At 39.2% G+C, this 20,348-nt stretch carries 11 protein-coding genes; 1 reads left to right on the plus strand and 10 read right to left on the minus strand.

All coding sequences use genetic code 11. The annotated features are described in order from the left end of the window. Positions 1 to 17 precede the first annotated feature (17 nt). The 4 genes from AABK36_RS14325 to AABK36_RS14340 all read right to left on the minus strand — a co-directional run bounded on the left by AABK36_RS14325 (position 18) and on the right by AABK36_RS14340 (position 8,591). Positions 18 to 1,577, minus strand: coding sequence for a RagB/SusD family nutrient uptake outer membrane protein (locus tag AABK36_RS14325; RefSeq protein WP_309938215.1), 1,560 nt, complete (start codon positions 1,575 to 1,577; stop codon positions 18 to 20). Positions 1,578 to 1,876: 299 nt separating this feature from the next. Beyond that, on the minus strand, positions 1,877 to 3,874 hold the full coding sequence (locus AABK36_RS14330; protein ID WP_309938214.1) for a SusE domain-containing protein: 1,998 nt from the start codon (positions 3,872 to 3,874) through the stop codon (positions 1,877 to 1,879). 74 nt (positions 3,875 to 3,948) lie between these two features. Next, entirely contained in the window at positions 3,949 to 5,577 is a 1,629-nt protein-coding gene (locus AABK36_RS14335) for a RagB/SusD family nutrient uptake outer membrane protein (protein ID WP_309938213.1), read from the minus strand. Between the two features lie 11 nt (positions 5,578 to 5,588). After that, positions 5,589 to 8,591, minus strand: a complete 3,003-nt coding sequence (locus AABK36_RS14340; RefSeq protein ID WP_309938212.1) for a SusC/RagA family TonB-linked outer membrane protein — start codon at positions 8,589 to 8,591, stop codon at positions 5,589 to 5,591. A 537-nt stretch (positions 8,592 to 9,128) separates the two neighbouring features. Here AABK36_RS14340 and AABK36_RS14345 point away from each other — a divergent pair. Then, on the plus strand, positions 9,129 to 10,169 hold the full coding sequence (locus tag AABK36_RS14345) for a LacI family DNA-binding transcriptional regulator (RefSeq protein WP_309938211.1): 1,041 nt from the start codon (positions 9,129 to 9,131) through the stop codon (positions 10,167 to 10,169). 46 nt (positions 10,170 to 10,215) lie between these two features. On the opposite strand, the gene AABK36_RS14350 is transcribed toward AABK36_RS14345, so the two are convergent. From AABK36_RS14350 to AABK36_RS14375, 6 genes are all read right to left on the minus strand, one after another. Further along, entirely contained in the window at positions 10,216 to 12,618 is a 2,403-nt protein-coding gene (locus tag AABK36_RS14350) for a glycoside hydrolase family 31 protein (protein ID WP_309938210.1), read from the minus strand. Between the two features lie 147 nt (positions 12,619 to 12,765). Then, a complete protein-coding gene (locus tag AABK36_RS14355; protein WP_309938209.1) occupies positions 12,766 to 15,075 on the minus strand; it encodes a glycoside hydrolase family 65 protein in 2,310 nt (769 codons plus the stop codon). A gap of 203 nt (positions 15,076 to 15,278) precedes the next feature. Then, positions 15,279 to 15,938, minus strand: coding sequence for a beta-phosphoglucomutase (pgmB, locus tag AABK36_RS14360; RefSeq protein ID WP_309938208.1), 660 nt, complete (start codon positions 15,936 to 15,938; stop codon positions 15,279 to 15,281). Between the two features lie 61 nt (positions 15,939 to 15,999). After that, positions 16,000 to 17,331 (minus strand): MFS transporter, encoded by a 1,332-nt coding sequence (locus AABK36_RS14365; RefSeq protein WP_309938207.1) that lies wholly within the window; start codon positions 17,329 to 17,331, stop codon positions 16,000 to 16,002. A gap of 72 nt (positions 17,332 to 17,403) precedes the next feature. Then, a complete protein-coding gene (locus AABK36_RS14370) occupies positions 17,404 to 19,227 on the minus strand; it encodes an alpha-amylase family protein (protein ID WP_309938206.1) in 1,824 nt (607 codons plus the stop codon). A 257-nt stretch (positions 19,228 to 19,484) separates the two neighbouring features. Further along, positions 19,485 to 20,279 (minus strand): HAD-IIA family hydrolase, encoded by a 795-nt coding sequence (locus AABK36_RS14375; protein ID WP_309938205.1) that lies wholly within the window; start codon positions 20,277 to 20,279, stop codon positions 19,485 to 19,487. Positions 20,280 to 20,348: the final 69 nt, after the last annotated feature.

Raw genomic sequence — 20,348 nt, forward strand, 5'->3', positions numbered from 1 at the left:
ATATTGTGTTTTAGGTTTTACCACAATGGGTTTTGTTTTAGGTTAGTGTTATCCATCAACTCATTATCAGGAATCGGCAATACATTATATCGATATGGGATAGAAGGGGCTCCTAGGCTGCTTCCACCCTTAAAAGGCCAACTGTAGTCTTTCACAAACTTTCCAAATCGTATCAAATCAGTTCTTCTGTGCCCTTCCCAATAAAGCTCTCTAGCTCTTTCATCCAGTATAAAGCTCAACGCATCGATATCTGCTTCTTGCTTATAATCATTTTGAACTTCTAAAGGCAAACTCGCTCGACTCCAAAGCTCCTCCAAATGAGACCAATCACTTATTTTCCCATCCACTCTAGCTTCTATTTCTGCTAACATAAGATAAACATCGGCCAGCCTAAACATCGGAAAATCGGTATCTGGATATACCATCTTTGAATCAGATCCTGAATAGCCTAAGCTTGTAATATTCTTGAACTTGGACACTCCATATCCATCTTTGAAATCAAACAGTGAAGTATTTTCCCTATTATGGCCTCTATAAAACACTCCCCTTGGATCAATTTGAGCCTGAAGATGGTCTTCAAACTTTTCGACCAACTGAACAGTTGCTCTATTACCTCCCCATCCGCCAGAAATACCATAATAACTTGATTCCATATCTCCTCCAAAAGAAGCATGTAATATATATGTCATTCCCCCATAAGTGCTTGTGCTCTCGCCTTCATAGGGTATCGAAAAAATAATCTCCTTTGACAAATGGTTATCCGCCAAAAAATTATGTTCATACGACCTTTCCAATTCATATCCAGTGGACATGATTTGATTCAACGCGATTTTCGCATCATTCCATCTTGATTGATTTGTATAAACCTCTGCATTCATGTATAATTTAACCAAAAGCATGTAAGCGGCAGCTTTATTGGCTTTACCCACCAAAGTTGCGTTAGCAGGTCTTAATTGGACATCTGATTCTTCAGAAAGGACTTCCTGCAATTCCTTTTCTATAAAATCAAATATTTCCGTCCCTCCAAATCCATTAACTGGAGGCATGGAATCATTAGGTTCTCCCAAATCATCATCATCTGAATAAAAAGGCACTCCATTGCCAAAGAAATCCAAAAAATGCCAATAGGTCAATGCCCGTAAAAATCTTGCTTCAGCCTTAATTTCGTTTAGCCTTTGCAAGTCTTCAACAGAATCCAAATCTGCATTTTCAGCTTTTTTCAAAAAGTCATGACACTGCCTGATTTGAAAATCAAGTCTCAAGTATAAAATCCAAATGAAGATATTTGAAGACTCCCAAGTCGCTTTACTCATGCTTGGTTGATCAGGATCCATCCAAGCGTTCAAAGCTTCGTCAGTTGGCAATTCTTGAAACTCCCAAAACTTCCTCAAATATTGGCTAGCTCCAATGTCAATATTATCAAGCTTATGCCCGACACCTTCCGGAGGGTCGGATAAAGAAAATCCTTCATATAGTTTCTGCAAACCGGTCTCAAACTCCTCAATTTGATTCTTCGGTTCATGAATCTCATTTTCATCTCCAGAGTCCGTAGAGATAAAACTACTACATCCCGCCAAGGAGCTAAAAATTAAAATAATTAAACAAAAGGGAATACACTTCATTCTAATCACAACTTTACTTTAAACTCATCTCTTGAAAAATTACGAAAAGAAATCTAAGAAATACACAATTATACAAATACACAAACTTAAACACCCATAATCAGAATTTAAAAATACAATTTTTAAATATAAAAAAACAATAAAAAAATAATATCAGTAGAAAAAGACAAATTAAGTCAAGGATTTAATTAAATAAACAAAAAAAGCCACCTTAAAAAAGGTGGCTTTTTAAATTGCTATAATATACTTTCAGATTATTTCATCTCAAGCGAGTAAGCTTCATTAGCCAAATCAAGTGTAACTTCATACGTTCCAGCAGTAGGAACCGCTATATTATCACCTGAAAGGTTTCCACTTCCATCTCCACCCCAATTATAAGCCCAGTCATCAAAAGCTCTGAACTTCAATTCTCCTGCTGATAAATCTAGAGTTAGTTTCCATGTATTTGAAGCTGCATCATAAGCCATATCAGTATCAGCGTCCCAAGCTCCTGGTGTAGCATCGCCTATAACACCTACAGAAGGTCTTGTCAACTCATATGTCAGGTCTTGGAAATTAGCGTTTACAAATACTGTTCCTGTAATATCCGCAGGGCAGTTTGTTTGGCTATTAAATGCCAAAGTATTGCTTTCATCACCTAAGCCCCAGCTTGTCTCCCAAGTTTGCTCTTGAATAAACTTAAATTCTCCATCTTTAAACTCGGTTATTAAATCGAATATACCAACTTCTGGATTTCTATTATTCATAGCCAATGCCTCAGTTTCAGTCCAGTCAATTGTAGTAGCGTTACCCACCAAGTGCATTGTAGGAGGAGCGATATATGGATCACCCAGCACATAAGTCATTTCATTTAAATCAACTGTGATTTTATATACCTGCGATTCCGGCACTCTAACCGTGTAAGTTCCATCAACTACCAAATCACCTTCAGACATTCCTTCAGTTATCACAGGAGAACGATAAGTAGTCTCATGTGTAAAGCCATCAGGAGAAACAACAAACTCTAAACCTCCATTCCCTCTCAAACTAACATTGCCTTCGAAGATATTGGAACCTTCTTCCGTCTCCAATAACACGTCTCTGATATTCAACATCCAGGCATTATGATCACCAGATACCCATAAAGCATTTCCTTCTGGCAATACCACTTCAGCAGCCTCGAATGAAAGAATTTCAAAAGACAATGTATTAACATTTACTAAAAACTCATACAAACCAGCTCCATTGTATGCATCTACATTATGATTGCTTCCTTCAGGGTCAGTAGTCAACTTATACGCTCCAGCATCTCCGTAATTAGTGCCATCCCAATTAGGTGCATCTGAAAACTTAAATTCGCCAGTTAACCAAACTTTACCTGTATAAATTCCATCATTATTCTCAGAAACCAGATTTACTCTGTTATAGGAACTTGGATCACCCTCTACTGGATCTTCCAAATCATGGCTCCATCCATTATGCGATCCAGGAACCCATAATAATGGCTGAGCTTTAGTCATTTCTATTGATCCATCAGCTAGGTCAACCTCAATCTTGTATTTACCTGTTTCATCTACAGTAATATCAGTCGCTCCACCTTCCACAACTTTTCCTTGGGAATCCAAAGCATAAACTCTAGCTGTCCCATCTTCAAAATCATTGGATTTCAGTCTATAAGTCTTCTCGGCTTCCATATCCAAAGTACCAATATATTTAGTTCCAGCGTCAGCGGAAATAATATATCTTTCTTTGTCTTCCACTGTATAATTAGGTCCTTCGACTACAAATAATTTAAAATGAGAAGGGTATGGTTTAATTACAGTATTAAACTGATCTTCAGACACAAGCCCTCCAGTAGTAGGCTGGTCTCCACTATTCGCAATATACGACACCAATCTAAATTGATAAGTATTATAACTCAACGTATCAGCTTCAATGCCTTCCAAAGCTTTGTTCATTTCACTGATCTTAACAGTTGCTTTAAGATCCTTTGTAGTCACCACAGGTGTGAAATTGTTTAGCTCATCTCCAACTTCAAGCACGTAAACATTGGAAGTAGGCATGCCAAAGTCTACCTCTGACCAAGAAAATTCAGCGAATTCATTTTCACCATTAGCTTTTTCAAAAGTATATGTAGACTCTAAACTTGGGTCGTTAAAAACAGCTGGCGTTGCCTTATCAGGGTCGAATGTCACGTATTCCTCATCTTTACAAGCGAAAAACACAAGCGACATCAACATGAAAAAGGAATATCTAAATAATTTACTTTTCATTTCAATGCAATTTTAAAATTTCAAAAAAACATGGACTAAACATTATTCTCTTATGAAAGCCCATGTTGTCCTCTTTACCACATTGGGTTTTGCTTAAGATTTGGATTAGCCACAAGCTCAGTGCCTGGTATTGGCAATACATTATAGCGCTCGGCTATGCTTGCATTCCCAGTAGGCGAACCACCTTTGAACGGCCAATTGTAATCTTTCACAAACTTGCCAAAGCGAACCAAGTCAGTTCTTCTATGACCTTCCCAATACAACTCTCTAGCTCTTTCATCCAAAAGGAATTGAGCAGGGTCAACACTTGCAGCTGCCTTGTATTGCGATTGAATATTTTGAGGCACACCAGCTCTGTCCCATAAAGACTCTATTCTCGACCAGTCAGAAATACTTCCTCCCATTCTAAATTCAACTTCAGCCAACATCAAATACGCGTCAGCTAATCTAAACATCGGGAAATTAGTATCCATGAAGCTTAAGTTAGGGTCTGAACCTGGATAACCTAAGCTTGTCACATTCTTGTATTTACCAACAGCGTAGCCATCTTTGAATTCCGGCAATGTTGTGTTCTCTCTATTATGCTCTTTGAAAAATATTCCTCTAGGGTCTACTTGATTTTCAAATTGATCCTCGAATTTTTTCACTAACTCAATGGTCGAACGATTACCACCCCATCCGCCTGAAGTACCATATTCCTTAGCAGACATATCACCACCTACAGCCGCATTGATCAAATATGTCATACCACCGTAAGTTTGAGTATTTACGCCATCAAAAGCAATAGGAAAAATAATCTCTCTTGACAAATAATTATCCGCTAGGAAATTGTATTCATATCTATCTTCCAATCTATAACCAGCTGCAACTACTTTGTCCAACGATGTTTTCGCCTCTGCCCATTTTGATTGCCCAATGTATACTTCAGCATTCAAATACAGTTTTGACAATAACATATGCGCAGCTGCTTTATCCGCTTGTCCAACAAAAGCTGTATTCTCTGCTTTCAACTGCTCATCAGAATCATTTGATGTGATATCCATCAACTCGCTTTCGATGTAATCAAAGATCTCCGTTCCGCCAAAACCACTTGCAGGAGGCGAAGGAGGCGTTGATCCTACCAAAGTTTCCTCAGTTGTAAAAGGTATTCCATTGCCAAACAAATCCAAACCATGCCAGTATGCTAAAGCTCTAACAAATCTAGCCTCCGCTTTCATTTGTCTGATCCTTGCCATATCCTCTTCTGAAGAAAGGCTCGCCTCGCTCAAGTCTCTGATAAACTGATTACAAAGCGTCACTTGAAAAGTAACTCTATAATAAAGAATTCTTACCAACTCATTGGAAGGGTTCCAAGTAATCTCGCTCAAAGCCGGCTGTCCCGGGTCAGCCCAACCATTCAACGCCTCATCAGTAGGAAGCTCTTGAAATTCCCAATATTTTCTCAAATACTGGCTAGCACCTTCATCCAAGCCTCCCAAATCGGGATTACCGGCAGGTCCCTGCTGTCCTGATACTGCAAAACCTGCGTACAGTTTTGCCAATCCTTGCTCATAATCATATAGATCCTTATACGTATTGTCCTTATCGCTAATATTCGGATCTATAGGAGTTGTATCCAAGTCATTCACGCAACCGCCAAAGCCAAATGCGAATATGACAAGTGCGAAGCAAAAAATTCTATTGATATTCTTGTATGTACTCATGATAATTTAGATTAAAATGACAGGTTAACGCCCAACATGTAAGATCTTGGTCTTGGATAAACGTTATTGTCTATCCCGTTAGGAATTTCTGGATCAAGTCCGTCATATGACGAGATTACAAAAGCATTATTAACTGTCGCGAAAACTCTTGCTTTAACTTTTCCATTCCAAAATTCCTCGAAATCATAACTCAACATGATATTATCCATTCTGAAGAAGCTCCCTTTTTCAAGATAATGATCAGACAAGTACTGAGCATCGTTGAATCCTACTTCGGTTACATCTGTCATTCTGTTCGAGTTGAAACCTGACACATTCATGTTTCCATAAAATGTATTCTGAGAAGCTACGTTGTTGTAAACATACTGTCCAAATGATCCGTGCCCTGAACCACTCAAAGTCCATCTCTTGTAGTTCACCATGAAGTTAAGACCTGCTATCCACTTAGGCACTGAAGACCCAGCGATATATCTATCTTCATCGTCGATCTTGCCATCCCCGTTACGATCAACGTAAGCGCCTTCGATAGGCTTTCCATTATCATCATATACTTGCTCATACAAATAGAATGAAGATGGTGCGTATCCAACACTATGAATCTGAACCATGTTACCAGTACCTCCTTGGATGCCTCCTGTAAGAATGCTACCGTCATTGTCTGGATCATCCACTAGCGTAAGCTTAGTGATTTCAGAATGGTTATAAGTCACGTTACCACCTAAATGAATATTCAAATCCTGCGACTCTACGATCTTAGTATTCAATGAAAACTCTATCCCCTTGTTCACCATGCTACCAACATTCGTGAAAAGCATATTTGTCAAGTTACTTCCTGACGCTACAGGCACTTCACTTAGCATATCGTTAGTCTCACGGTAGTAAGCGTCAATCTTACCATATATTTTGTCATTGAAGAAACCATAATCAATACCTACGTTATAAGTAGTTGTCTCTTCCCATTTCAAATTCTCGTCATATCCATCAGGACGAATTGTTCTGTACATCATTCTTCCTGTATTAGGATCATAATACACATACTGAGAACGAACATCACTTTCTACATAAGTTGGCATAAATCCGTAGTTAGATCCGATATCCTGCTGTCCAGTAACACCCCAACCTGCTCTAAGTTTTAATTGGCTTATGGAATTTGAATTAACCAAGAATGACTCCTTGTCAACATTCCATGCCATAGCTACTGACGGGAATAGTCCCCAACGGTTTTCCTTACCAAATTTCGAAGTTCCATCGTATCTCAATGTCGCAGTCAACAAGTACTTTTCGTCAAACGTATAATTGAATCTTCCAAAGAATGACACTAAGTAATGCTCAAAAGCATATGGTCTCTCAGTATAATACTCATCGTCTGTGCTTCTTGCAAAGTTGGAATCAAATCCATTTTGTTCTGTTTTGAAATGTTGCCAAGAGTAACCTCCCATCACATCAAACTTCGACTTTAATGAAGGAACTTCTTTAACATATTGAGTATAGAAGTCCAACAATTTGTTTGTTTGCGTTTGATCATACTCTGTATAGTAACCACCCTGAGTTGGGTCCTGAACATTGTATTGCCAAGCGGCAGTTGTTGGGTTGATTGTGCTACCCGTACCATTAGCATAGTCCATACCGACATTCAAATTGAATCTCAAGTCAGGCAAAAAATGTAAACGATAATCAAACTGAGCGTTACCGATAAATCTATTCACATCAGATGTATTCTCTGTTTGATGCAACATCGCCACTGGATTTGATGGAGCAATTGTAATTGGATTTCCATCTCCGTCCACCCAAGTTGTATAACCGCCAAATCTTCCCATATTGCTGTCATATACTGACTGAGTTGGGTCAAAAGCGATTGCTGAACCTAAAGCTCCAGTATCAGCGAAACGGTTTTTAACATTCATACCTTTGGCATTCAAATTCACAGCTAAATGATCATCGAAAAACTTAGGACTTAAGTTCAAGTTCGCTGTAATTCTTTCCAAGCTGGACGTTTCTAGAATACCATTGTTTTGATTATAACCTACCGACGCTCTATAAGGCAATATCGTCTTTTCACCGACTGTTCCTGACAAACTAATATTATGATCAGTACTAATACTTGTTCTTAATACTTCCTCTTGCCAATTTGTATTTGAATTGCCTAGAGTTTGGTAAGCCGCATGATCTCTACCATACTGTTGTTCAATCACTTGACGATACTGATCAGCATCCAACACATCAACTGTTTTAGTTGGCGTGTTCACTGACACATTACCTGAGTAATCAACTTTTAGATTTCCTTTGGTTCCTTTTTTAGTAGTGATGATAATCACACCATTCGACGCTCTTGAACCATAAATAGCCGTAGCCGAAGCGTCTTTCAATACAGTAAAACTTTCTATATCATTTGGATTAACTGAGTTTAATGGGTTACGCATACCCGCAATTGTTGAATTATCTATCGGAAAGCCATCGATAATAATCAATGGATCATTGCTGGCATTCAGAGACGATCCTGCTCTAATTCTAATTTGTTGAGCCGACCCTGGAGCACCACCTGCCGAAGTAATATTAACACCTGCTATTTTACCTGTAATCAAATCCTGAGGTGAAGAAATCGGTCCGGCATTGAAATCCGCAGTGCTGATCGCTTCCACAGATCCTGTCAAGTCTTTCTTCTTAACTTCGCCATAACCAATTACAACAATCTCTTCAAGTCCCATCATGTCCTCTGCCAAGCTTATGCTCAACTGAGTTTGATTTGACAACTTAACTTCCTGTGTTTGGTAACCCACAAAAGACATTACTAAAACATCTCCCGCATTGGCATCCAAACTAAACTTACCGTCGAAGTCCGTAACCGTACCTTTCGACGTACCTTTGATTAAAACGTTTACCCCTGGAATAGGCAAACCATCCGACTGCCCCACTACTGTTCCTTGATACCAAGTGGCTTGCGCCAAAGCTTCTGTACCAAGCATGCCTAAAAGCATTGCCAGCATCATTGTAAAAAGAAATCTTCTACTTCTCATTTAGAAAAAATGTTTTGTAAAACTAAATCATTTCATAAGCCATCCTTATAAAAATAATTCCTCCCCCCACAGAAGATTATTCCCCACGGCCTTCATTCTAGCGATGTGATAATTTTCACATACCCAATTTTAAATATTTTTCATATATGCAGATATTTTTTTAACTCTAATTTCATACTATTTTAACGCAAACGTTTTCGAAATAACATTTATGCAATTACAACGCTTTCTCTGGGACGTTTTGTATAAGCTAAAATCCGCAAGGGGAAAATATAAAAATTAGTTAACGCCTAATTTTTAACCTTCAAGTCATATTGAAAACAAACGAATAAAAATATGATATTATTTTATCATAAAAAATATGTTATCATATCCAAAAACAAGGATTTTAGTTTTTTTTAACATTCTTGTTATACTACAAATCAAAAAATGAGTTTCCAGCAAAATTGGTTATATTTAACAAACTAGACGATAATTTAGTATAGTAAACAAAGCAATGGTTCCATTTTTTAATATTCATAATTGAATTGGTGAATAATGAGCGAAAAAAGACACACTACAATCAAAGATATTGCTAATGAATTGGGAGTTTCAGCTTCCACTGTTTCCAGAGCGCTGAACGAAAACTCTGAGATCAGCAAAAAAACCATTAAACTGGTAAAAGAAACCGCTGAAAGACTTAACTATCAACCCAATGAAATTGCCAGAAACCTACGCAAAAAGCATTCAAAAACCATAGGGGTGATTGTCCCTGAACTTGTGCATCACTTTTTCTCCGCTGTAATCAGCGGAATAGAATCCATCGCTTATCAAAACGGATATCAGGTTATCATTTGCCAATCCAACGAATCTGAAGAAAAAGAGAAGAAAAGCGTGGAGGCTTTGCTTGGCAGCCACGTCGCGGGAATCATCGCCTCCATATCAAAAAACACAACGGATTTCGAGCATTTCAAGCTGATACAAAAAAGAAACATACCGCTTGTATTCTACGATCGTATTTGCTACGAAGTAAAAGCACCCAGCATAGTATGTCAAGACTATGAAGGAGGCGTGCTTGCGGCTGAGCACTTTATAAAGCATGGAAAAAAGAATATAGCACACTTAACAGGACCTGAAAACCTAATCATCAGCAAGCAAAGAAAAAATGGCTTTTTAGACACGCTAAAGAAGCATCATATGCATATCAGGCCTGAGCTCATCGTCAAAGCTGACAACTTTCAGGAAGGCATAGCCAAAACCAACGAACTACTAAATCTTGAAACTCCACCGGATGCTATTTTCACCATAAATGACCAAACGGCGGCAGGAGCCATCCATGCTATACACAACTCAAGCTTTAAAGTGCCCGAGGATATATCTGTAATCGGTTTTGAGGATGATCCGGGAGTTACCCAACTAACAGAGCCCCCTCTTAGCAGCGTTTACCAGCCGAGCTTTGAGATGGGTGTGGAGGCTACCAAATTATTCATTGAAGAACTTGAAACGCCATCTGACTTTAAAAGGCCTAAAATCAAAGTATTGAAAACAAGCCTTAGCTTAAGAGGCACGACACTAGGATCTGAAAATGAAAAAAGCTGACTTATAAAGCCAGCTTTCAACCATTCAACAATATAATCACTCAATATCACAAGATTATTTCCATCTTTTCAGAAGCTTTCCAATCCACTTTCAATGTCAATGAATTCTTCTTCTCATTCCATTCCAACACATCACTGTTCAGCTTATGCTTTTTGCCATTGATGCGTATGTATTTAGGTGAATTTTTCAATGCATGAATCTCCAATGTCAAAATTCTATCAGTTGGCATTCCCTCGTATTCTCCAATTACATTTCTCGCAACAGTAATATGCCTTTTGCCCTTTATCATTTCCGAATTGAAGCTTAGCAGTTCATACTCCCCATTCTTTCTTGACAATGCGGACTTGCCATCGTCTTCATACATTTCATAATGAGACGATTTTGTCCCCTGCGGATAAAAATCCACTTTCAAATCAGCAGAAGAGTACTCCCCAGCATTTCCATAGGAATTCACTGTAGGTATAAAACTGCCTCCTTTCACAAACACAGGAATATCATCTATATCCACTGGCATAGTAATCCATTGTCCTCCAGCGTAAACTTTATCATTATGATAATCAATCCAATCAGTTCCTTCAGGCAAAAAGACATCCTTATATTTTTGTCCTGATTCCATAACAGGGGCGACCAAAAAGCTTTCTCCCCACATATACTGACTCTGATTCTCCAACATGTCTTCGTGATTGGAAACATTAAACATAGGCTTAACCAACGGTTCTCCGCTTACCTCTTGCTCCCAAGCCATAGTATAAATATAAGGCATCAGCCTATATCTCATGTCAATATAATTCTTAACAACTTCTTGAGTCTTTTCATCAAAAAAGATCGGTTCTGATGGAATACCGTCCAAAGCGCCTCCATGTGGACGAAAAATAGGGTTAAAAGCCCCAAACTGCAACCACCTTGCATACAGCTCGGAATCCTTCTGACCTCCGGCAAATCCTCCCAAATCCGAAGACATGTAAGGTATGCCGCTCATGCTCATTGTCAACATTATTGGCATCTGAGCTCTAAAGCCTCCCCAAGTCCTCGCTACATCGCCCGACCATGGCAAAATTCCATATCTAGCAGAACCTACATAACCAGATCTATTGATATGAAACAATCGCTCGTTAGGATATTTTTCCTCATACTTTTCAAAAAGCATTCTTTCCCACTCATGCGCGTAGTAATTATGCATTTCATCAGCCGAGCCTGTTGCATGCTGTATCCATTCAGGGTGAACTTCCGGCTCGCACAAATCAGTCCACCAGCCTCCTACGCCTCTTTCGATCTGAGCATCGTATTTTTCCCATACCCAATCCTTGGCTTCCGGAGTAAAAATATCCAATAATCCCGACCTGGCGAAAAACATATCAAACACACCTGATTTTTCTCCTGTAGAATCCTTAGCAAGCAAACCTAAAGAATCCGCTTCGGCAAAACCTTTCGTTTCGATACCAAAAAACGGCTCTGTAATCAATACAGTCTTCACTCCCATAGACTCCAATGAATCTATCATTAAATCAGGGTTTGGCCAGTTTGGCTCATACCAATCCAACTCTCCCATATAATTCTTGACTTCTGGACCGAACCAAAACAAATCAATGATTATCCCATCCAATGGGTAACCGCTTTCTTTCATTTGCGTCGCTACGTCGAGCACCTCGTCTTGGGTTTTATATCCAAATCTAGATTGAATATTGCCTAATGTCCATCTGGCCGGCATAGGCTGAGTGCCTACTAACTCTGACAATCTGTTGGTCACTTTCGACAAATGATCTTCTGCAATAACATAATACACCATTCGCCCTCCAACAGCATTGAATTCCAAGGTATTGTCATTATCGCTATCAATATCGATATTTCCTTTAGCGCCATTATCAAAAAAGATCGCATAAGCATCCGATGAAAACACCAAAGGCATCCCATAATTCATCAACGAAGAATTTTCCTCATAAGAATAATGAGCCTTGTTGTATAGTTCCAGATTATGACCTCTTCTATCCATGGCTAGAGATCTTTCTCCTCCACCAAATATCTTTTCATTTTCATCAATCGCAAACTTGTATCCCCTGTTTCCTTCCTTGTTTTTCAAGAAATAAGAATCTTGGGAAAACAGTTCTTCTCCTTTCCATCGAAAAGAGATAGCGCCCTCATTATCCATTACAGCTGAAAGCCCGTCAGTCATAATGCTAATCTCTTCATCCGACTCTTGAAATACAGCATTCAAATCCGTTTCTCTTTCCTTGATTACGGCAAATGAAGGCCTCATCACCTCTCCATCTGGCAAAAAACTAACTTCGAATATTTCTTGGCTTAAAGGAGTGATTTTCATTTCCCCATTTTCCAAATCCAATCTCAACGAACCGTCTTTCCATTCAGATTTCTGTTGCCCCAACACTGGCCAACCAGCGAATGTCAATAATATCGACATTGCAATGCTCACAATCTTGCCTCTAAAATTCATGGACTAAAAATTATAATTGAAACTTTATTACGCCTCAGCTTTGTAACGATGCTTTTGCTATTTCCTGTTACATCAACTGTATTGATTGAAACAAAAAAGCAAAGCATCGAAAATTCCGATGCTTTTGCCTTTTTCAAATCAAAAATATTACCTATGTACTACTATGCTTGTGTTTGCTTTTATATTAATCTCTTCATCATAAAGCTTGATCTGAAGTCCCTGACCTTCTTCATGCGTTACTTCAACTCCACTATCCGTTACTTTCACTAATATTGTATTGCCTTTGAAGCTGACTTTGAAAGAATATGACTTCCACTGCTTTGGAAGCATTGGGCTCAATGTCAATTGCCCATCCACCACTCTTTTGCCACCGAAACCTTCAACTACTGACATCCAAGTTCCAGCCATTGACGTGATATGCAGTCCATCTTTAGTGTCCGAATTATAGTCATCCAAGTCCAGTCTGGATGTTCTCAGATAAAATTCATAAGCCCTGTCTTCATCACCAAGCTTTGCTGCGATAATCGAATGCACGCATGGCGAAAGCGACGATTCATGAACCGTTCTTGGCTCATAGAAATCATAATTGCTTTTTAAAGTTTCTAGATCAAACTCTTCCTCAAACATATAAAGGCCTTGCAAGACATCCGCCTGTTTTATAAAGTTCGATCTTAATATTCTATCCCAAGACCAGTGATGCACTAACGGAAGGTGCTTAGGATCAAGATCCTTGACAAGAATTTGTTCTTTATTGAAAAAGCCATCAGCCTGAATGAAGATATTTCTCTTTTCATCATAACCCAAGTACATCTTCTCTCTGATTTCCCTCCATTTAGCCACCTCGGCAGAAGCATCAAAAGAAGCATTTTGAACAATCTCCTCATATCTCTTCGGGTGATTCTCCTTGACATATGCAAGCGACTCTTCCGTATATTTCAAACACCACATCGCAATGTAGGAAGTATACCAGTTATTATCCACATTATTATCAAACTCATTAGGACCTGTCACGCCAAGCATAACATATTTTTCCAAACCTTCGGACCAATTGACTCTTTGCGCCCAGAATCTTGAAATACCCATCAATACTTCCAAACCATATTCAGCCAAATATTCCTTATCGTCGGTATGTCTGATATAATTGAATATCGCATAGGCAATAGCTCCATTTCTATGAATCTCCTCGAATGTGATCTCCCACTCGTTATGGCATTCCTCTCCATTCATAGTCACCATCGGGTACAATGCAGCTCCTTTGTCAAAACCAAGCTTCTCTGCATTTTCAATAGCTCTTCCCAATTGATTATGCCTGTAAATCAAAAGCTTGCGAGTCACCTCCTGAGGAGCAGTGCATAAATAAAACGGCACGCAATACGCTTCTGTATCCCAGTAAGTTACACCTCCATATTTCTCACCTGTAAATCCTTTTGGTCCAATATTTAACCTTGCGTCTTCGCCCGTATATGTCTGATTCAAATGGAAAATATTGAATCGGATACCTTGTTGAGCAGCGTCATCTCCTTCAACTACGATATCAGAATGCTGCCACTTGTCAGCCCAAGCTTTAGCTTGATCTTCAAGCATATTGTCAAAACCAATGCTATGCGCTCTATTAACAGCTTCTTCAGCTTTTTCCAACAACTGATCAGCAGCATAATACCTAGAAGACACATTGCAAGCATATTTATATACGACTATCTGATCTCCCTCTACTACATCTAGTTTAGAAGAGCCAGAAACATACATTTTCAACGCTTCGTTCGCATAGTCCAAATCTTGAAGCTCGTCATTCTTGAAAATCTCGAACTTCATCCCTATCGCCACTTGATAAGCTGTCTTTTTTGTTTCGCTGACGATAACACCTGCATTGCCCTCAACACTCTTGGCAATCTCAACCCAAAACTGTTCATCGTAATTGGAATCCTCGTTAACCACATCTCCATTAAGGAAAGACTTCACTTCAATGTCTCCGGAAAAATTAACCGCTTTGACAGAATATCTTAAAGCCCCGCATTCATCATCTGCTATAGAAAGGAATCTCAATGCTTCTACTTCTACAATATTGCCATTCAGCAATCTTGCCTTGAAAGTTCTCTTCAGCCATCCTTCTCTCATATCCAGCTCACGCCTGAAATCAAGTATTTCAGCTGTATGCAAGTCGAGTCTTTCTCCATTGACATGCACATCCAAGCCTATCCACGAAGCTGCATTCAATACTTTGGCAAAGTACTCAGGGTAGCCGTTTTTCCACCAGCCAACTCTAGTTTTATCCGGATAGTAAACACCAGCGACATAATTCCCAGGCATGCTATCTCCAGAATAATGTTCCTCGAAGTTGCCCCTTTGCCCCATCTTGCCATTGCCGATGCTAAAAATACTTTCTGATATTCTATTATCTTCTTTGTGAAATCCTTGCTCGATAATCTTCCAAGGATCATGCTGTATATAATCTTTCATAATTAAAATCTTTTAAGCCCGGGCGGAGGCATAGCCATCCACCCGGATTAAGACTTGTTCGCACTTATCTTGGGGGTCAAAGATTCAACAAGTCCAAAGCCCATTTATGTAATTTGGCAGTTGCCATCACCGCGGAAAAAATTATTGCGGCGCTTTAATATCATGTCCTAATTCTAAAACAATAATTGTATTCGAGTAATTTCTTAAGCTTCTTGTCCAATATCAACAAGCATATCCAAGCTTACTTTTGCCATCGAAGGAAGCACAATATCCGCCAACCTCAATGTCTCAGGCTCTCCGATTCCAACGGACCTCATTCCCGCTCTTCTAGCCGCCTCTACGCCTGCCTCAGCGTCTTCAAACACGACACAGTTTTGAGGTTCGACACCCAAAGCAATCGCTCCATTCAAGAACACTTCAGGATCCGGCTTTGCCTTTGAGACCATATTTCCATCAATGACAACATCGAAAATCCTATCTATCTTAACCTTTTCAAGTATCTTCTGAGCATTTTTACTCGCTGAGCCCAAGCCGATCAAAATATTTTTGGATTTCAATTCTTCCAAAAAAGGAATAACTCCATCCAACACTTCATCAGCCCCCATAGCGTCCACATATTCAACATACCATTCATTCTTACGGTATGCCGCAAGCTCTTTTTCCTTATCGGTCAATTCCTTGCCTCCAATCTCCAACAAAATCTCCAATGACCTTACTCTGCTTACGCCTTTCAAGCGTTCGTTGTCTTGCTCTGTAAAGTCAAAGCCCATCTCATTGGCTAATCTTTTCCAAGCTAGGTAATGGTACTTGGCAGTATCCACCAACACTCCATCCAAATCAAATAAGCAAGCTTTTATATCCATTTCCCTAAAATTTTTTCATCAACCGAAAGAAACTACCATCAAACGGTCTATATTATTATCCCTATTTACTTTCTCTCACAAAATTCACTGACAAACCTGCCAAAAGCATGAAAGCTCCCGCAAGCATCAAAGAATAAATCGCTTCTCCATGGAATACATATTTCAGTATCAAGCCCGCAACTAAACCACTGACAATTTGAGGCACAACTACTGTAATATTAAACAGCCCCATATAAACTCCCATTTTAGAAGAAGGAAGCTCTTTTGATAAAATCGCATAAGGCATAGCGAGTATTGCAGCCCAAGCAATTCCAACTCCAGCCATGGAAATGATCAATGCATATTCATTTTGTATAAAATATATCGATATATAACCTAAGCCTCCTGCAATCAGCGCGTACATATATGTTCTTTTTCTGCCGATAGTATTGGCGATTTTGTCCATTACCAATGAAAACAGAGCAGCGAAAACACTATAAGCCGCAAATAAAATTCCAACCCAGTTGCCCGCTTCATTATATGCTTCCGAAGAAGAATCGCCTATCGCCGTATTCCAAATGTGCTGGGAAATAGCCGGCGTGGAATAAACCCACATCAAAAACAAAGCAAACCAAGAAAAGAACTGAACAATAGCCAACTGGAACATCACCTTTGGCATGCTCATCAGAGTTTGCCAAAAACTCATTTTTTCTTCTTCAGATGACTCTTCTTCCACTTTATTGTATTTGTTGTATTGCTCTGGCGGGTATTCTTTTGTTTTGAACACAGTCCACAGCACCGACAATAACAATGTAGCTCCTCCTATGTAAAATGACCAAATTACCGAATCGGCAACCTCACCGTCGGGAGCGACATTAGCCACTCCCAACCAATTAGTAAGTATGTACGGCAAGGCGGACCCTAGGACCGCTCCTATATTAATCAAAAAAGATTGAATCGAATAACCTGCATTTCTTTGCTCGTCAGGCAGCATGTCTGCGACCAAAGATCTAAAGGGCTGAAATGTCACATTGAAGGAAGTATCCATCAAAGCGAACATCAATGCTCCAAACAATAATGGAGGCATGATCTTCACAGCCAAAGAAGCATTAGGCAAAAGCATCATGCCCAATGTCGCCGCGATAGCACCAAAAAATATAAAGGGGCTTCTTCTTCCCATTCTATTCCAAGTCTTATCGCTGGAGGCTCCCACCAACGGTTGAACAATTAATCCAACCGTTGGGGCTACCAACCAAAATATGGACAAAGAATGTAAATCCGCTCCAAAGTTTGACAGGATTCTCGAGATGTTGGCATTTTGCAATGCAAATCCGAATTGAACTCCCAAGAAACCAAAACTTAAATTCCACATCTGCCAAAAACTCAATTTCGGCTTATTCACTGTATCACTCATCTCAAATTCTTTTAATCATTTCAATACCTCCGCTTCCCTTGTTAAGTGTCAGCGGAGAATAACCTACTTTTATTAAAACTTAAGCACCACGGATTGCAATGGTTTCAAAGCCAACTTTACTTGCGACTCCTGCAACTGATAAATATCACCGGTCATCAAGTCTACAGTTTTAACACCTTGTTGAGCATTCCACTTATTAATCAAGTCAGAATCAACCTCAACAGTTCCTTCATAGCCTTCATCTTTGCTAAAATTACAGATTACCAATGCTCTGTCAGCTCCGTTATCTCTTACAAAGGCATACAAATGCTCAGAATAACCCTTGTTGTTTTTTCTATTGAATCGTTGCAAGTCTATCAAATCGCCATCAGCGAAGACTTGCTCATCTTTAGCTATATTCAAAAGTTTCGAATAATATTGTCTCAAAGCTTTTTGCTCATCGCTCAACATTCCTCCATCAAACTTCCCATCATTCATCCACTTCTGATGATCAGGCACTCCCCAATAATCAAATATCGTTGTGCGACCATCTTCGCCTCCGAATCCTTCGCTGCCAGCTCCCGGTTCGCCAACTTCCTGACCGAAATAAACCATCACAGGACCTTTCTCCCACAATGCGCTAACAACCATACCCGGCAAGGCTACTTTCGCATCGCCTACAAAATCAGGCGAAGCAATTCTTTGCTCATCGTGGTTCTCCAAAAATCTCAACATATTGGGTTGAACTGATTCTAGTCTGTCCGCAATTTCCGGCAAATAGTCAGTCTTTGACTTCCCTTGCATGATATGCTTTAATGTATCGTACAAGTCGACTTTGTCATACAAGTAATCAAACTTGCCTGTTTCTATATAATTAGAATACTCAGCAGGATTGTAAATTTCAGCTATAAAAACAATCTCAGGATTGATCTTTTTAATTTCAGGAATGATCCAGTTCCAAAACTCCACTGGAACCATCTCTGCCATATCGCATCTAAATCCATCCACTCCTTTATCTGCCCAGAAAGTCAATATGCCCTTCACTTTAAGCCAAGTATCAGGCACGCCTCCTTTTCCATCTTCAAAATAGCCTTTGCGCTCATTTTGATAATCAACTCCATAATTCAATTTGATCGTTTCAAACCAGTCATGTATGCTTGGAGAAGAAGTGAATACATCATTGCCTGTGGCTTTAGCTGGAAACTCATCAAACTTGCCATCTTTGCCAATAAAATGCCTATCTCCTAATGGCTGGTATCCTTCCGGCGCCTGAAAATGTTCTCCTAATATATAATAGAAATTGTTGTCCACGTCAAACGCTTTCGTCAAATCATCATTCACTCCGAAATCTTCATACCCTTCAGGGCACGCATCCGACTTATAACTTCTTGCCACATGGTTAGGCACAAAATCTATCAATACTCTCAAACCTGCGTCATGAGTTCTTGCCACCAAATTCTCAAATTCACCCATTCGGTTTTTCACATCATTGGCAAGCATAGGATCCACATCAAAATAATCCTTGATAGCATAAGGAGATCCCGCGCGGCCTTTAACTACATCGGGGTCGTCAACAGCAATTCCAAATTCAGACAAATCTTCCATTTGCGCATGCTCGATCACTCCAGTATACCATACATCTGTGATCCCCATTTCTCTCAATGAATCCAAAGCTACAGATGTAATGTCATCGAACTTGCCGATGCCATTCTCCTCCACTGTGCCATTTTCCACATTGGCTGTTTCTTTGTTTCCAAAAAGTCTAGTCATCATCTGATAGATAACTCTCTTTTGGGCTTTATGCTCTACTTGACTCTGCTCTTTCATTTTGTCTTCTTTAGCAACATTGCTATTACAACTCATGAACACTAGCAACAGTCCTGAAATGAATAAAATTTTCTTGCTCTGGCTCAACATCTCCCCTATTATTTTACAGTTTAAAAATGTTCTGTATTTCAAAAATTTGAATTTACATACCCAATTTTAAGACTTAGAGCAAAAATTTGCTGGAAATAGGCAGGATTTATTGCGATTTTAACACGCAAACGTTTACGTAAACAGATACAATATTAACATTGTTTATCAAAATAGAATATCAAAAAAGATAATCGAGAGCTCAGCAAAAGATAATTTGAAAGCTCAACTAATAGATATTATCCTTAAATAATCATTCATTAAATCATTTTCTTCAAAATTTCTACAAATCCTGCCAAATCATCAACTTCATAATCTGGGTTAACCTTCGACGCAGACAATAATGATTTATCAGTCTTGCCTGTAAATGCCAATACTCCAATTCCTCCTAATTTTTGAGCGGATTCTATGTCCACTTCAAGATCATCACCAATCATCACAAATCCATCAGAAGGTTCTTTGCCCAACTTTTTCAAAGCGTACTCGAAATACAAGCTTGACGGCTTCCCTATCAATTTTGCTTTTACTCCTGAGGCATATTCAATCGCAGCGACATAAGCGCCGGCGTCAATATACATTTTCCCTTTTTCGTCTTTGCCATATTTGTTTTTTTGAATAGCCAACAAGTCCGCGCCGTCCATCACAAATTTGAACATTTCGTCCAACACCGCTTTGGACCATCCATTGATCAAATCTCCAACGATAATCACTTCAGGCTTGTCGCTCTCCAATTTTTTAAAATAAGCTTTCATTTCATCCACAACGTATGCTCTGGCTGAAGAATAATGATCCTGCGCATAGGTTCGAGCTACATTTATAGCCGTTTGAACAGGAATGCCTTCCAAATTCACTCCCTTGCTTTCGAAAAATTCAATCACCATTTCAGGGCTCATTTTAGTTGAATTACTCAATATGCAAGCGGGAATCTTATTGATTCTCAAAAAATCGATCAACTGATTCGCATCATCGGCGACTTCGCCTCTAAGCTTCAAAACACCATCCATATCGATCAAAACAGCCAAAGATTTACACTTATTGGATTTTAAATTTCCCATTTTCAAGTTATTAAAGTTGTTAACACAATATTAACCTATTATCAAAAAAAAAGATGGAAATAAAAGATA

It is taken from the genome of Aureibacter tunicatorum, assembly GCF_036492635.1.
GTDB lineage: Bacteria > Bacteroidota > Bacteroidia > Cytophagales > Cyclobacteriaceae > Aureibacter > Aureibacter tunicatorum.